Below are 14,399 nucleotides of genomic sequence, written 5' to 3'. Positions count from 1 at the left end.
CATGGTTACTACAATTGCTAAACGCATTCAATCAAGACTATCTAGACAAGGGGTAAAAGTTTCATTGGGTGAAATTAGACCAATTTACAAAGAATTGGTTAAAGACACAAATAACCCAACAGATGAGGAAATATCAGCTATAGTTGAACACTTCATGAATAACGCCACCAAGCTAAATGTTATTAGTGAAGAACTGGAAATAGACATCACTGCTACCACTGAGGAAGAACCAGAGGTAATCGCATTAATCCCCCAATCAGAAGAAGCAGAAACAGTAACCACTGGTGAAGAATTAGCAACAGTAGATAGCAATGTAAATGATGTAACTCAGTTGCCAACTACAGAAGATGACACTAGCACTGAGGAACCAGAAATATCTATATGTGTAAGCGATGAAAATGGACACATTGACGCACCTGCACAGACACAACTGGAAACATTAACCCAATTCAATAATGATGACCCAGAACCCACCACCATCGCCCTTCAAGAGAAATCAGAATTAGTTGCCAGCACTGCAAATGATATGGGGATTACTTTATCTATTGAGGAAGTCACAGCGATTGCTGAAAACTTTGATTATGCCAGTGTTAATTCTGATTATGAAATATCAGAAATAGAGTCAGCAATTACAGCATTTGTACAACATAAAGCGCAGGTTATAAAGCAAAAGATAACCAACATGGTACAAGGTGTTAGGGAGACTGTAACGCGATTGGATCATGAAAACTCCCAACTATTGAATGATGGACTACGGGAGATAAACAACGACATCAAAAGAGGGACAGGACGCTTTAAAAGCCAAGTCACAACAGCACTCAAAGCCTTTGCACTCCCACCTAGTAAAACAGGCTGATAGAAGCTTGATAATTGCCTTTAATCCTCAGAAATTAGGCTACACCATTTTGTTGATTTCATCCTTATTACTGGCTCTTGTAGCCTTCGATAACTACCGACTAAACAGGCATCGAGTCCAGCAGCTAGAGTATCGAGAATTTCACGACCCTAATATTTACTGGGAGATTCCCCAATGGTTCAACAGATGACACAAACCAAAGAACTATCAAAACTAATCAATCAATCATTAACACTGATTGAAAAGATTAAAAATCATCCTCAGTTCAAGCTAGTAGAGTATAGCCCGGATTTAACTTTGGGAGATGCACAGCAGGCATTAATCGAATTGCAATCAGAATTACGTAATCCCCAAGGAGAGCCAATAAATATATTTGCGTTAGAAGGATTTACCGAGAAGATTGGAGATTTAAGATTGTAGATTGAAAAATAAAGCCCCTTAATTTATTAATGGGGATAATCTACAATCTACCTTCTAAAATCATCAATAAATCTAAAATCTATCAATCCCAAGCCCCTTAATTTATTAATGGGGTCAATCTCCAATCTGCAATCTGCAACCTACAATCAGTTGACCAACCAAAAATCATGACTAAAAAACTAACTGACACAACCACTACCACCAAAGCCAAATTAAAAAACCACGTAGCACCAAAAGCCCGTCGAATTGGTTCTGTACTCAAAACAAAATTCAGTGTTGATTTGGCAGACTTTGACAAAGCTTTAGCAGGAGATATAGCATCTGCCCAAAAAATTGGGGAACTAGCAAGACAAGGCAGACTAAGCACCGAATTAGCTCCCAGACTTGCACAAGCCTACATCGAGATTATTAACGGCTCGGAAGCATACAACAAAGCCACTGCGGATATTTTAGTACAGGCTGGCAAGTCAGCGATCGCCATTGATAAATCCGTCATGCAAGCCACTTTAGCCAACTCCAAATATGGACACCAACGAAGTGAACTAGCAGCCGAATTTGTTGCATCTAAAACGAGTGAAAACCAACGTCATCAATACCAGATGAACTACACCCAAATCAAAGGCTATCTCGATGCTCACTTAGCAGGTATAGACCAACAAACCTCATTACTTGAACAATCCCATAGACCAGAATTAAAGCAAATAGCAGCAGATGAAGCGCACGAAATGAGGGAATTAAACGAGGGATTGAATAAAGGAGAACGCGCTCGTTATGACCTCATCCCTGAGAAAAACTACCAGACATCAGGATTGAAAGCCAAAATACTGCAATTGCGTACAGCTTTAGGCTTCTAAAAAATAAAAAAATTCCCCCAGAAACGTCAAAACGATTGCAGATTGCCGATTGCCGATTGTCGATTGACTAAGAGTGCAGATTTGTTTTTAATCCCAATCTCCAATCTGCAATCTACATTCTCCATTCCCCAAATTTCACCTATGTACCCTAATGACCAGCTAGAAGAACTGCTAGACAATCAAGAATCTTCCCCCAATGAAGATACTTTGAGGTACTTACAACATATCGAAAATCGATTGTATGAAGATATCACAGCGAGAAAAAGAATTGATAGCGGTATACTCTTTCTAGCTTGTCAGGTAGGGTCATGTAGTCTGTCATGGTTGCTGTTTGAACTGAGAGTAACACTGGTGATTATTCAGGTGTTTGCTGCTTGCGTAGCTTTAATACCTGGACTAATTCATATAGGAGATGGTTTCAACTTTGAAGCATCAAGTGAAAACTGGCGAATAGGCTTTGGAGAAAAGCCATTAATAGGAATTGCCAAACTGTTTATTGGTGGCGCTGTGTCATTTTCTGGGACTAGCAGAATTACTAAAGAAGTAATACTTACCCATGACGTAATCGCTGAAACTTATAAAGAAATTAGAGCTAACAATGGATTAACTTGGCAGTTACCCAGCATGAATATATCACTATTGATTGCTTTAATTTTCATAGCAGTAGTTATTTATTTTAAATCTCTGGGTAATCCAAATGTACAGGATAAATAATATTTGGGGAATCTTAATTAGCTCCTTAGCTACGATTGTCACACTCAACTATTTAGCTACTGGGTTTATTGACTTTGTTTTCAACATTGATGCACTGGTGAATTGGTTGATTACTCCTGATAATCTTGGAGCGTTAAACAGTTTCATCACGAAAACCACATTATTCCTCCAAGGATATTGGCTTTATTTAATCGCTGGCATTTATCTATTGTTTTGGGTAAAAGCACAATGCAAGAGATAGAACAATTCAACGAAAATCTCAGACGTGAGCGTAAAGCATCTACTTTATTAGTAGGTGCATTGTTAATTGGTGGACTAGCCGCAACTGTGCCATTATTTACTGATTCAATTAAGCATAGTGAGGTTTTATTTTGTAGGGTCAATTCGGATTGCAGAGGGTCAAGTGTGCGGCGGGGAATTGCTCACATCATTGATAATGAGCGACGCAATCAACTATTTGATATTAATATCCGAGTGCTGAGAGTTTTACCACCAGAAGACAGCACCGCTTACCTATTTGGGATTGGTGGGAGTATTGCCCTACTCGCTGCTTATGCTACCAGTAGATCACTTACTGACAAGCAAGAGAAAGCGATTCATAGCCAATTTGCCCTGCTCAAAATCAAAGCACTGGAGAATGACATTATTGTTAGCAATCACATTGACCTAACCCAGTTTAGTAAACAACAGCAATCTGAGATAACCAAGCAAGCCATCGCCCGACAAACTGCTGAAACCATAGAAGCTATGAAATCCCCAGGTGAAATGCAATTAGACCACATCAATGGTCAATTACAGGGTGAGTTATCACTCAAAAACCATGAGTTGCAGATATCAGAGATGGACAAGGTTATTGTTGACAATAAGTTACACGTAGCGGAAACAAATAAAAAGCTGAGTAAGTTGTCTAGCACTCCCCAGGATGAACACTCTTCCAGTACCCATTCCCCCAGTGAACAGCTAAAAGATACCCTCATCAATGCCCTGAAAAATCATGAGGATGGTTATCTGTGGAAAATTATTAATTCACTCAAACCATTGTGGCTCATAGGTAATCAAGGGTCAGGCAAGACATATACAGCCGGAGCAATAGCCCTCATCAGAAAATACTGCCTTGATGCCCCAATTCATCAATTAATCGACCGTCACGCCACAGGTGACAATGCCGATGTATGGCAATTACTAGAAGCCACTAGCAAAGCCGAATCAGAGGATGAAATCAGCACAGCTTTTGAAGATTGCTGTGATAGATGGCTGCAACGGATTAAGCAGAAACCCACCAAAAAGCAGCAGGTGATAGTAGATGAATTTACCAACTTAAAATCACTTTGTGGTGATACGGCGATCGCTTTCTTCAAAATGTCCCTCACCGACACCCGCAAAGCCAAGGAATACTTGTTAGGAATTACCCATAATGCCACCAATGAATCATTCCCAGAAGGAACGGCAGCCGCACGGAAATCAGGCACGATTCTATTAGAGAAATTCTCGGCTAATGGTGAAACACCACTATCTAGGGTAGTTGTCCGTTATGGTCTAGTTGATGAGAACGGCAATAACTTAGAAGATGAAGAAAGGACACTGCCAAACTGGATGCACCCTGAACGCATTTACCAGCACTTCAACGGTAAACCAATCAATTTTGAAGATTAATGTAAATCGCCTAAAGAAAGTGGGGGAGAACGGGTGGTAAGCGGAGTGTCTGGGGCGGACTGCTGTGCCTGGTTCATCGGTTACTCTACAGTTTACTCATCCTAGTTACCGATAATTTATCTGTAACTACTGTATCTTTAACTCAAATCCTTTGTAGCGATTGCCAAGAGGTTCAGTAAAGAGCTTGGGGACTGGATAGACATCACCAAACAGTGTTCGTTACACCGCTCAGAATCCCAAACGGTTTAAGCATTTTAATTGGGATTGGGACGGGAAAAATCCATTTTAATATTTATGACACTAATTACAAAAAACTGTGGTTGAGGATGAGTTCAAATTCTGGTTTGGTTAGGGTGATGTTACCGTTATGGATTTCTAGCTGTTGTTTGAAGTTTGCTAACATTGCCGCTTGGTCTTTAATCTTAACCCTTGCATATTTCATGCCTTGCAGTTGGGCGATTAAGGATTCTTCTAGTTCGGCTTCGGGTTGGGTGGTCATAATTCACTCAAGACTGTAAGGATTCATAATTTTAACTGGTGTCAGTTTAAAATCATCAACATTGCGGGTAACTAAAGTTAATTTATGATGATGTGCTGTTGCGGCAATCAAACTATCCATTACGGCTAATTTTTTACCTTTCAATTCGGCATTTGCAGAAAATTTCGCCCAATTATCTAAAATATCATCGTTGATTGGTAAAACATGAGAAGAAAATTCAATTTCTACTTTTTGCAGCCATATTTTAAGTTTTTGATATCGTTCAGGTTGTGAGTCTTGGATTTTATAAATCCCTTTTTTTATTTCAGCGATGGTAATAATACTTAAAAATAGTTTTTCAATCGGTTGCTGATTAAACCATTGACTAACTTGGGGGTTGGGAGCTTTTTTAACAAACTCAGACATTACACAGGTGTCTATTAGATAAGTCATAGTTCAAAATTCCTGCCTGTGTCTCTATCACGTTCAAACAATGATGCAATATCATCTTCGGCAGATTCATCGTCTATAAAACGTAGTCGCTCAAATAAAGGCAGTTCTTTTTTTTGTTGCTGCAAGTAATTGGATAATATTTTAATGACCGCTTCCTGTGGATTTTCATAGTGAGTGACTGCGATAATTTCATTAATTAGTTCATCATCTATTGTGATAATGGTCATCGCTTTGTCCTCGGTTGTGTTAAATCAAATTTATGCAATCTGAATGATTTTGTTAAGCTGATTGCATACTTGTAGAAATAAATCCTAATTTAATTTTACGGGGTAAATCTAGCAAGCGTGTCATGAGGGACAAGTAGTACAAAATCTGAGCTTGTAGTATGATAGAACATGACTAAAACCCTTGTTTGATATAGGAGTAGAGGATTTCTCTCTCGCGTTGATTAGAGACAATGAAGCACTGCTGATATCACTCGCTCTCTTGCCACGATTTATCTACCGGAGTATAGAAGAAGTATAGACAATACCGATAGCAATATTGCTATCAACAATTTTCATCCCTACCTCTGTTCAACACGCGCTCTTACACCATAAACCCTCTAGATGGATAGTGGTGTTCGTTGACCGTCAGATCACGTACTTATGAGTCAGCCCTTACACAGTCATAGAACAAAATCTCGCTTCATCGCCCGACCTAACTGTCAATCATCTGACAATTACTCCCCCAACCCCATCTCTGTCAGCTTTAACACATAGTGCGACAATGCCTCTTTTCGCACCACTGGCAGTAATAAACACGCTCGTAACAACTAAGATGTTGAAATAGCATTAAACTGACACTGCCCCTGTGCTGCTGACTAACCAATGACACCGATCCACCCTGAAAACCTTAGTGTTCTAGAAAACTCGCTGGCGTTGGCGATCGGAGAAGATTTTTCTTTAGAGAATGACCCCGATGTGATTCAGCAGCTGATTGGGGATAAGCGATCGCCCAACACTAAGCGCGAATACCAAAAAGACCTGAAAGATTTTTTCAATTTCGTTGCTAAGAAAGAACCCAGCCGGGATTTGGTTTTGGAATTCCTTCACCTAGAACAGCGTCATGCCGTCGCTGTGGTTCTCAAGTACAAGGCGCACCTGATTAAGAAAAAACTGGCTGAAGCTACGGTGAATCGTCGCCTTAGTGCTATCAAGTCAATGGTTGAGATGGGGCGACGGCTGGGAGTCTGCAATTTCTCCCTGGATGATGTCAAAGGTGAGAAGGTCGAAACCTACCGTGACACAATGGGTATTCCAGCCGAGGACTATGCCCAAGTCATAGCGCTGGTTGATCAGAACACCCTAAAGGGTAAGCGCGATTATGCACTACTGCGGTTACTCTGGGATAATGCCTTGCGCCGGAATGAGATAGTCAATTTGAATGTGCTTGACTTTAACGCCAAGGAAAAAACTCTCTTCATCCTGGGTAAAGGCAAGGGTAGCCAGAAGGAAGTTCTTGATTTATCGGACAGAACCACCGACGCAATCGCCAGTTGGATAAAAGCCAGTAAAAAGAAACGTAGCAATGAACCGCTTTTCACCGTGCTGGCCTATCACAAAAATGGAGCGAGATTAACCGGGGAGGCAATCAGGCGACTGGTGGATGGGCTATGCAAGCAAGCCGGAATTACTAAGAAGATGTCACCGCATCGTGTTCGCCACAGTGCGATTACTACAGTATTGGATCTGAATAATGGCAACTACCGTGCTACCCAGCGCTTCAGCAGGCACGCCCAAGTGCAGACGGTTTTGAAATATGATGATAACCGCCAGCGCTTGCAAAAGCAGATGAGCGACTCAATATCAGAACTTATCTAGAAAAAAGCTCAAAATCTTGACCCGCCGGATTTAGATATTGTCAATTTGAAAATTATGGGGATTTTTCAGGATAAAATGATTGTCAACTTTTACTAAATCACCTGTGCAGTGAATTGGTAAACGTTCCTGATAGGCTTTAATGGCTAAGATATAATCATGACCTGCAAGTTCTGTTTTGATTTCTCGTAATTTATCAAAAACTTCACCTAGTAAAGTAATTTCTCCACTCAATTTATCAATTAGTGGAGTGGCAATTTGCATGACTACACCTTGCATGGTGAAGTTGGGATAATTGGTAATAAATTCGCTTAATATATCAACTTGGTCACGATTTTCTACTGTCTCCAATGTTTTTAAGATATCGCTGATTCTTTCGGCATAATCTCCTAATTCATGTTGGAGAGGTAGCAGGATTTCATATTCAGGAACGGCATCTTTTTTCAGTCGCCAAATTGCCCCGGCATTATTATATATACGTCCGGTTTCATGCCAGCCTGTTGCTTGCAAATGTGCCTGTATTACATTGGGGTTAACAGTTTTGAGTATTTCACTATCTTTGATAGTAACTTTCATGGTAAATCTCCAAAACTAATGCGTTGAATGATGGATTGGAGTGATAGGGGTGTCAACTGATTACTACGGGGTATTTCAATAGTAACATTGGTTAGATTTTCGGTGTCTGGCATTTCGCGCAAAGATACCCAGTAACCACAATGTCTAATACAAAGTTCATCTTCGGTTTGCTTTAACCAGTCTGTTATCTTTTCTGGAACTAAAACGACTACTAAAATTCGAGGGACAAGGGCATTGATTTTTAAATCATTATAATTTTTGAGATTGAGGGGATATTTAATATAGTTTTCCTCAAGAATATCTCTAGCTGTACATTTTAGTTGTAGTTCTAGTCTAGGGGAAAGGATTTTACCTGTACCGCCTCTGCTAACTATGCCTAAATCTACGCTGTCGTTATCAACTTCTGGTCTATATAAAGAATAACCTGCAACGGCGGCGATGGCTCTAATATAGGTGATGCTAAATTGTTCTTTTTGTTGGTTGATATCCATTAAATTACAAATTACAAATCAAGCTAATGCCAACAGCATCGATTGTTATTCATGTCCCTGCTTTGAAAAGAATGCGCTAAGAGAACTTTTGCATCATCGACTTCGCCCGTCGCATATTTGCTACTTGTTGCCTGTACTCATTCTTCGTTATCGCTTCAGATAACACTGTACTGAGAAATTCTGGATTTGCCTCACAAAACTCAAACATGGCTTCAATCAGAACCTCTCGACAAATGCCGTTCTCCCGACACACCTCTTGTAGGCGTGAGCTTACTCCCTGCTCCAACCGCAGCGTACTCTGCTTTGTTTGCAACGGCTGTTTAGATACAGTAGCCTGATTTTCGGTATTTTCAGGTATCTGATGTTCTTGGTTTCTAGATATCGAGGTATCTGGACTTCCAGAATATAACGAAGTATCTCGACTTTTGACAGAAGGACGGCTTCGCTGTTTCAATCGCTCTAGTGCATCACTCATGAGTTAACGCCTCAATAATTTGCTCAAACGGATATTGCAGGTCGGATTGCCCCAGGTCTGACAACAACTTGCCTTGTCGGATTGCACTCTTAAACTTCTCAGACTCGCGGATGCTCGGCAAAATTGGGATGTCTTGAGCAAACTCTCGCATCGCTTCAATATTTTGCCTGCCTTCTAGGGTTTGGGTATTTCCTACCCAGCGATCGCGAAAAGGAACTATCCCTAATACTCTCCCTGTAAATGCCATTAAGTTGGCTTGTTCTGTTAAGAAGCTCAGGGTATCAATTAAGCTGTTGGTTCCCTTAACGTTGGCTTCGACGGGGATGATGACATAATCAGACGTTCCCACCGCTGTTAGGCACAGTTGGGAGCGCGATGGTTGCACGTCAATCAGGACATAATCAAAGATATTGGCTACAGATTTCAGGCGTAGTTTGAGGATAAATGCTCCCGTACCACTGCTACTGAGGAAATCTGAAACCTTAAACAGTCCCCTATCCGCTGGGATCAGAAATAGATTTTCATGGGTGGTAGGGTAAATACCATCTTCTGTTGTCACTTGCCCAGTTAGCACTTCAAATAAACTGGGCTGGTTTGGGTCTACCTCGTGATTTAAATAAAAAGTCAGATTTGCTTGTGGATCTGCGTCGATAGTCAACACTCGTAAGCCAAGTCGTGCTAGCAGCAGTGAGGTAAAGAAGATCGTGGTTGTTTTTCCCTGTCCACCGGAAAGGGAGATGGATGAGCAGGTTCGCATGGGTTAAACCCCCAATTCGATATACCAGAGCATACAGATATTAACTCTAACTGTCTAGATATTTAGATATCAATATAAAAAGATACCTAGAAGTCTAGATATCTTGAGTTGTTTCCCCTTCTTGCGCGATAATAGCTAGAGCTACCCTATTAGGTGCGAAGATCGCTTTTGCAGTGTTGGCAGCGAGCGGCACACCCGCCTTATACATTTTTGTTAGCCCACTCCTTTGGAACGAGTGAGAACTGACACCTCTAAGTCCTATAAGGAGTCACGAAGTTCTCAAACTCTGACATAGCTTTGGTTTTAAGGCGCTATTTCCGTTTGAGCACAAATCTCGGCTCAACCTCTCAATAACTTTATAGAAGATTAGGCAGTTTGGTACACGTATGTATTGAACCAGTATTTCTCCGCTCATCACAGATTCTTGTCAAAAAATCTAATTTTGTAAGGACTATGATTTACAATAAACCAATGATTAATAAAATCACTTGTGGATTTATATTAATAGCTATGTTTCTTATATATCCTATACTTAATCAAAGGGGCGAGAATGCTCATATTATTAAGTTTGCAATCGATGACACTATTCCATTTGTTCCAATTTTTAGTATCCCTTATATTCTGTATATTCCGTTTTTAATAATTACTTTAATATATTTTGTTGGTTTTACTAATCTTTATCGAAGTATATCTATTGCGTTTATTTTTTGTCTATTAATAGCCTATCTAACTTACTTTTTTTATCAAACATATATCCTACGTCCTGAAATTACAAATATAGATGTTTTTTCTAAATTAGTATTATATATTTACTCAAAAGATCACCCTTATAATTGCTTTCCTAGTCTACATAATGCCCTATCCATTCTATCTTTTTTCTACTGGGTTCAAGTTTTACCAAAGTTCAAATGGATAATAGGGATTTTTGTATTGTTAATTATTTTATCTACATTGTTAATTAAACAACATTATATTCCTGATGTAATTAGCGGAGTTCTGTTGGCGATTATCAGCTTCCGCATTTCATGTCATTTCTCTAAAAAATTGCCCTGAATATGGGATGAATTAAATATTCGTATCTGTAGCGACCCACAATACTTATTATTCTGTATTCTCCTTTAGTTTCCTAATTCATATTTTGTAACTTTTCTTTTAATTATTTTGTGCAGTTGAAAATTCTTCTATTTTTTGTAGAAAAAATGATATAAAATAGGTAAAACTACGATAACTATACGCAGGAAAATATTTGATATTATAATTTCATTCAGCAAATTAAAGCTCTTATATTTGGTTTCAATAATTAGAGTCTCATCAATGCCGTAATCTAAAAAAAAGTTAATTGTTGTTTCTACAATTTTTTCGTATTCAGATAATGTAAAATAAACTGTTATAAGTATAGGGGCGACAAACCAAAACATATAAAAAAATCGTACCCAAATATAACCACTTTTTGATAAAGTACCATTTAAAAATAGCACGTCAAGACTAACAATAAAAATCATCATTGCAACCACATTTATATGACGTTTAGTTTGATTATAAAAATGCTTGTACAATATACGTACTTGTTCTTGTGCTTTATGTAAGTATTGTTCTATATTGGTTACTTCTGATTTATTTTTATTAATAAAATTATTATGACTTAGGCGTTTTTCTCTTAATTCTCTACAATCTTCTATAGCAACATGAATGTATAAACTACCTAATGGAATGCCTATACAAAGGTAGTTAATAAGAGAGCAAGGTAAATACCATATATAGGGGAGTAAACACTCGTGAAAATATTTATTTTCACTTAAATTATGTTCTTTACATAATTCAGTAGGTCCGATGTAAAAATGTTGAATAACTATAATTATTAAAATTAGAGTTCCGATGATTAATGTAAGTCTACGTCTGTCAGTAAAAATTACAGAATCAATATAATTTTCAGCTTCTTTATTAAATAAATTTCCAATTATAATCAGTGCAATTAATAACAATATACAAGTGCGGAAAAATTCAATTATAACTCCTAAATTATTTGGATTAAAGCTGGCATCCCAAGCTTCACTTTCTATAATATTATAAGAGATAATCAGTGATATAGCACTAATTATTGCTAACAGTATTGCTACAGGAATCAAGACAGTATACTTGGTGCAATTGCTCTTTAAAAAACTCAAAAAACCTAGTTCTGTGCGGAATTTATTGTTAACCCATTCTTTGCTAAAAACCTCTTTATATATGGGGTTATATACCCTAATTTTTTGTTGTTGTTTTACTACCAACCCTGATAAACGTAATTTCATCTGCTCACTATTGTCAGAAGCATCAATCTCACCATTATCCAGGATTTTATTATATAATTTTAATAGCTTATAGGCGGTTTGATTATCATCAAGAAGACGATTTTTAATCGTTCTCAGATGCTCAGGGTCATCTTGGATCTCCCAATCATTAATGATGTACTCTTGAACTAAATCTTTGATATTTGGTTTGCGATCTTTGGCATTTTCAAAAATTAGGTTACATAACTTTTGAGTGAGAAACGGTTGTCCATCAGTCCAATGCAACACTTCTTTTAAAACCTTTTCGGGGTTGTCTACCTTGTGAACCAATCCTCTAGTTAATGATTCTCTAGCTTCCTCAAACTTAAACCCAGTTAGTTCAATGGATCTACCAATGTTAAATGGTGTACCATTTCTATCTGTTAAATCTGAAGGAGTTACAACTCCAAGCAGACAAAATGTTATATGCTGGTATTCTGGATTATCTGCACGTTTATTATTGCAAGCACGAATAAAATTCAAAAATTCGTTTTTAAATTTTACGTTGACTAAGCTATCAATTTCGTCAATAAAAATGATAGTTTTTTGCGCTCTGGTCACCATCAACACCTTTTCGACAAACGGAATCAAATCCTGCATTCGCCATTCTCCCTGATGCTGCTGATGCCAGACAGACCAAGTAGGCGAGTCCCAAAGATCAAACCCATCCACCAAATTATTAACTATATCTTTATAAAAATTATTAGGATGTTTATCTATGATTGACATATCAATTGAGGCACACCTTATGCCTTCTTTCCCCAACCTGTTCATTGTTTGTACACGCAAGCTAGACTTCCCCATCTGTCGGCAGTTGAACACATAACAAACATTTCCCTCTTTCAACCATTGATAGAGTTTTTCATCTGCTTGCCGCTTTACATAGGAGGAATCATCGTAACTTAAACTCCCTCCCACTTTGTAATAGCTGTAATCTGACATAACCCTCTTCTGTCACTTTCCGTAGATAAAAAGATGTAACCCTTACCAGATAATAGTTTTAGTTTAAAGCAATGATTGTATCCGTCATATTAGAAAATAAAGCCACAAACCTAATCCGAGTCAGAGTTTTAAAAGTTGCCTTCGATTTTTGTTTTCGGAGAGTGACAGAAGAGGGATAAGTTAAGTAATAATTTTTGATAGTACTAGAAAAAAAGGGATTTTTTATTCCCCATCTGCTCTCGAAAATACATTCTGTATAACTCGCAGCGGGGCATCAACGGATTATCTAGTCTATTTGTTAGCCCCATACTATATAATTTATACCTTTGCTTTCTACCCAATTCCACTGCTTTAGTTGCGGTAACAACTTGTTTAAACGCTGCACCTAGCTCTTTGTTTTTTTCCAGAATATTCAGGTAACGGAATAAATGATTTCTATAAATTCCGTCATTAGTAGGAGCATTTTGCAAGAAATGTTCTAAATTCCCCCCTGGTTGAGCAAGGTGATAAAACGCCAATCTCACTAAATAGGGGTGTCCTCCCACCATTGCCATGAGAACCTTTACTGAGTCATTGTTCCAATCGAGTTTATGCCGCAATGCCAAATCTAAAACCTGTTCTGGGGTAAACTCAGTTAACTCCACTGGCTTGCCAACATTAAAAGGTGATTCATTAATATTTAGTGGCCCATAATCTTCGGTAGAATGCACCACCACCAATCGCAGATTTCGCCAAATAGGTTTATTATTAGTCTCCTCATGCCAGACTCGCAACATTTTAAAAAATTCATTAGAAACTTGAGGGTAATTGAAAATCCTATCCACTTCATCAAGAGCTAAAACTATAGGACTGTTTATGGGCTTTAAAAAATGCTCTTGGAAGTAAATTTTACAGTCAGTCGGAGTGTCAATCAACGCCTCTTTCCTAGAATTGTTTACCTGTTCTGACATCTGTAGCTGTATACTGACACAATAACAGAACCAACTTAAAAAGTTTTTCAGGTTGCTAAACGTCGCTTCTTCTACTTCCGCCAAGTTTATACGAACTTTTTGATATTGCTGCTTATCCGCGCGATCGACAATCCTATCCAGCAGTGATGTTTTGCCCATCTCTTTTGGCGCTTTGATGCGAATTAGCGATCCAGGCTTCGCGATCTCGTGGTAGCACATAGATTCAAAAGAGTCGCCCTCTATATAGCGGTAGCGTTCTACATAAAAAGAAGAAGTCAAGGGAACTGGCCCATTTGGAAAATCTAAGTTTTTCAGATCCCAAGATGGTTGTAGTGGTTTTTGGTTACCCAATGCCCGTTCTAGCTTTTGCCCAATATTACTCTTACTAACTTCTTCTTTAAATGCCTTTTCAAATTTTTTCCATAATTTAGGGCCAACATCGTTTTGCAGAGTGCTTTTAGCATTATGCAATTCTTGAGCCATATCCTCATACGTCTTTTCTTGTAAAGCCCCCCGTAGAACAGCCAACTCAAGTTTATTCAACTCGTGTTTCGTATCTTGGTATACAATATCCTGAGCAAATATGATTAATTCATCTATGTTGTGGTTCAT

The 14,399-nt window shown here is 38.4% G+C and carries 17 protein-coding genes; 8 read left to right on the top strand and 9 right to left on the bottom strand.

Translation table 11 applies throughout. The features are described from left to right. Position 1 precedes the first annotated feature (1 nt). The 6 genes from FD725_RS31620 (at position 2) to FD725_RS31595 (ending at position 4,497) form a co-directional block, all read left to right on the top strand. On the top strand, positions 2–856 hold the full coding sequence (locus tag FD725_RS31620) for a hypothetical protein (RefSeq protein WP_179052129.1): 855 nt from the start codon (positions 2–4) through the stop codon (positions 854–856). Between the two features lie 174 nt (positions 857–1,030). Next, positions 1,031–1,276 carry a hypothetical protein gene (locus FD725_RS31615; protein ID WP_179052128.1) on the top strand — a complete coding sequence of 82 codons (246 nt, stop codon included), beginning with the start codon at positions 1,031–1,033 and terminating at the stop codon, positions 1,274–1,276. 167 nt (positions 1,277–1,443) lie between these two features. Continuing rightward, positions 1,444–2,130: a hypothetical protein gene (locus tag FD725_RS31610; protein ID WP_179052127.1), complete on the top strand. Its 687-nt coding sequence runs from the start codon at positions 1,444–1,446 to the stop codon at positions 2,128–2,130. Positions 2,131–2,271: 141 nt separating this feature from the next. After that, positions 2,272–2,844 (top strand): hypothetical protein, encoded by a 573-nt coding sequence (locus FD725_RS31605; RefSeq protein WP_179052126.1) that lies wholly within the window; start codon positions 2,272–2,274, stop codon positions 2,842–2,844. Continuing rightward, a complete protein-coding gene (locus FD725_RS31600; RefSeq protein ID WP_179052125.1) occupies positions 2,828–3,085 on the top strand; it encodes a hypothetical protein in 258 nt (85 codons plus the stop codon). Before FD725_RS31605 ends, FD725_RS31600 begins: the two co-directional genes overlap by 17 nt. Then, complete coding sequence (locus FD725_RS31595; RefSeq protein ID WP_179052124.1) at positions 3,073–4,497, top strand: hypothetical protein; 1,425 nt, start codon at positions 3,073–3,075, stop codon at positions 4,495–4,497. Before FD725_RS31600 ends, FD725_RS31595 begins: the two co-directional genes overlap by 13 nt. Positions 4,498–4,801: 304 nt before the next feature. On the opposite strand, the gene FD725_RS31590 is transcribed toward FD725_RS31595, so the two are convergent. The 3 genes from FD725_RS31590 to FD725_RS31580 are packed head-to-tail and all read right to left on the bottom strand — an operon-like array spanning position 4,802 to position 5,655. Beyond that, positions 4,802–4,996, bottom strand: a complete 195-nt coding sequence (locus FD725_RS31590) for a hypothetical protein (RefSeq protein ID WP_179052123.1) — start codon at positions 4,994–4,996, stop codon at positions 4,802–4,804. Between the two features lie 3 nt (positions 4,997–4,999). Beyond that, a complete protein-coding gene (locus FD725_RS31585) occupies positions 5,000–5,428 on the bottom strand; it encodes a type II toxin-antitoxin system VapC family toxin (RefSeq protein WP_179052122.1) in 429 nt (142 codons plus the stop codon). Further along, complete coding sequence (locus FD725_RS31580; RefSeq protein WP_179052121.1) at positions 5,425–5,655, bottom strand: type II toxin-antitoxin system VapB family antitoxin; 231 nt, start codon at positions 5,653–5,655, stop codon at positions 5,425–5,427. Before FD725_RS31580 ends, FD725_RS31585 begins: the two co-directional genes overlap by 4 nt. A 642-nt stretch (positions 5,656–6,297) precedes the next feature. Here FD725_RS31580 and FD725_RS31575 point away from each other — a divergent pair. Then, positions 6,298–7,290, top strand: a complete 993-nt coding sequence (locus FD725_RS31575) for a tyrosine-type recombinase/integrase (RefSeq protein ID WP_179052120.1) — start codon at positions 6,298–6,300, stop codon at positions 7,288–7,290. Positions 7,291–7,320: 30 nt separating this feature from the next. On the opposite strand, the gene FD725_RS31570 is transcribed toward FD725_RS31575, so the two are convergent. The 4 genes from FD725_RS31570 to FD725_RS31555 form a co-directional block, all read right to left on the bottom strand. Continuing rightward, positions 7,321–7,863 carry a hypothetical protein gene (locus FD725_RS31570; RefSeq protein ID WP_179052119.1) on the bottom strand — a complete coding sequence of 181 codons (543 nt, stop codon included), beginning with the start codon at positions 7,861–7,863 and terminating at the stop codon, positions 7,321–7,323. After that, positions 7,860–8,354: a DUF4365 domain-containing protein gene (locus tag FD725_RS31565; RefSeq protein WP_179052118.1), complete on the bottom strand. Its 495-nt coding sequence runs from the start codon at positions 8,352–8,354 to the stop codon at positions 7,860–7,862. The genes FD725_RS31570 and FD725_RS31565 overlap by 4 nt, the downstream gene beginning before the upstream one ends. 76 nt (positions 8,355–8,430) lie before the next feature. Further along, a complete protein-coding gene (locus FD725_RS31560) occupies positions 8,431–8,829 on the bottom strand; it encodes a hypothetical protein (RefSeq protein ID WP_179052117.1) in 399 nt (132 codons plus the stop codon). Then, the gene (locus FD725_RS31555) at positions 8,822–9,586 is read right to left on the bottom strand and encodes a ParA family protein (protein ID WP_179052116.1); all 765 of its coding nucleotides are present in this window, start codon (positions 9,584–9,586) and stop codon (positions 8,822–8,824) included. The genes FD725_RS31560 and FD725_RS31555 overlap by 8 nt, the downstream gene beginning before the upstream one ends. Before the next feature lie 453 nt (positions 9,587–10,039). Here FD725_RS31555 and FD725_RS33240 point away from each other — a divergent pair, with 453 nt between their 5' ends. Beyond that, positions 10,040–10,639: a phosphatase PAP2 family protein gene (locus FD725_RS33240; RefSeq protein ID WP_372726752.1), complete on the top strand. Its 600-nt coding sequence runs from the start codon at positions 10,040–10,042 to the stop codon at positions 10,637–10,639. Between the two features lie 128 nt (positions 10,640–10,767). On the opposite strand, the gene FD725_RS31545 is transcribed toward FD725_RS33240, so the two are convergent. Together FD725_RS31545 and FD725_RS31540 are read right to left on the bottom strand one after the other, a co-directional pair. Further along, positions 10,768–12,837 carry an AAA-like domain-containing protein gene (locus tag FD725_RS31545; protein WP_179052114.1) on the bottom strand — a complete coding sequence of 690 codons (2,070 nt, stop codon included), beginning with the start codon at positions 12,835–12,837 and terminating at the stop codon, positions 10,768–10,770. Positions 12,838–13,040: 203 nt separating this feature from the next. Then, positions 13,041–14,399: an AAA-like domain-containing protein gene (locus FD725_RS31540; RefSeq protein ID WP_179052113.1), complete on the bottom strand. Its 1,359-nt coding sequence runs from the start codon at positions 14,397–14,399 to the stop codon at positions 13,041–13,043.

The sequence above is a fragment of the Nostoc sp. TCL26-01 genome (genome assembly GCF_013393945.1).
Classification (GTDB): Bacteria; Cyanobacteriota; Cyanobacteriia; order Cyanobacteriales; family Nostocaceae; genus Trichormus.
Note: the sequence above shows the minus strand (reverse complement) of the source record. Positions and strands in the feature narration are given on the sequence as shown.

Excerpts from the sequence above, each read along its gene's own strand:
- FD725_RS31545 (WP_179052114.1), bottom strand. The coding sequence starts at position 12,837 with ATGTCAGATTACAGCTATTACAAAGTGGGAGGGAGTTTAAGTTACGAT.
- FD725_RS33240 (WP_372726752.1), top strand. The coding sequence starts at position 10,040 with ATGATTTACAATAAACCAATGATTAATAAAATCACTTGTGGATTTATA.
- FD725_RS31585 (WP_179052122.1), bottom strand. The coding sequence starts at position 5,428 with ATGACTTATCTAATAGACACCTGTGTAATGTCTGAGTTTGTTAAAAAA.
- FD725_RS31595 (WP_179052124.1), top strand. The coding sequence starts at position 3,073 with ATGCAAGAGATAGAACAATTCAACGAAAATCTCAGACGTGAGCGTAAA.
- FD725_RS31580 (WP_179052121.1), bottom strand. The coding sequence starts at position 5,655 with ATGACCATTATCACAATAGATGATGAACTAATTAATGAAATTATCGCA.
- FD725_RS31555 (WP_179052116.1), bottom strand. The coding sequence starts at position 9,586 with ATGCGAACCTGCTCATCCATCTCCCTTTCCGGTGGACAGGGAAAAACA.
- FD725_RS31600 (WP_179052125.1), top strand. The coding sequence starts at position 2,828 with ATGTACAGGATAAATAATATTTGGGGAATCTTAATTAGCTCCTTAGCT.
- FD725_RS31615 (WP_179052128.1), top strand. The coding sequence starts at position 1,031 with ATGGTTCAACAGATGACACAAACCAAAGAACTATCAAAACTAATCAAT.
- FD725_RS31560 (WP_179052117.1), bottom strand. The coding sequence starts at position 8,829 with ATGAGTGATGCACTAGAGCGATTGAAACAGCGAAGCCGTCCTTCTGTC.
- FD725_RS31540 (WP_179052113.1), bottom strand. The coding sequence starts at position 14,399 with ATGAACCACAACATAGATGAATTAATCATATTTGCTCAGGATATTGTA.
- FD725_RS31590 (WP_179052123.1), bottom strand. The coding sequence starts at position 4,996 with ATGACCACCCAACCCGAAGCCGAACTAGAAGAATCCTTAATCGCCCAA.
- FD725_RS31575 (WP_179052120.1), top strand. The coding sequence starts at position 6,298 with ATGACACCGATCCACCCTGAAAACCTTAGTGTTCTAGAAAACTCGCTG.
- FD725_RS31620 (WP_179052129.1), top strand. The coding sequence starts at position 2 with ATGGTTACTACAATTGCTAAACGCATTCAATCAAGACTATCTAGACAA.
- FD725_RS31565 (WP_179052118.1), bottom strand. The coding sequence starts at position 8,354 with ATGGATATCAACCAACAAAAAGAACAATTTAGCATCACCTATATTAGA.
- FD725_RS31570 (WP_179052119.1), bottom strand. The coding sequence starts at position 7,863 with ATGAAAGTTACTATCAAAGATAGTGAAATACTCAAAACTGTTAACCCC.
- FD725_RS31605 (WP_179052126.1), top strand. The coding sequence starts at position 2,272 with ATGTACCCTAATGACCAGCTAGAAGAACTGCTAGACAATCAAGAATCT.
- FD725_RS31610 (WP_179052127.1), top strand. The coding sequence starts at position 1,444 with ATGACTAAAAAACTAACTGACACAACCACTACCACCAAAGCCAAATTA.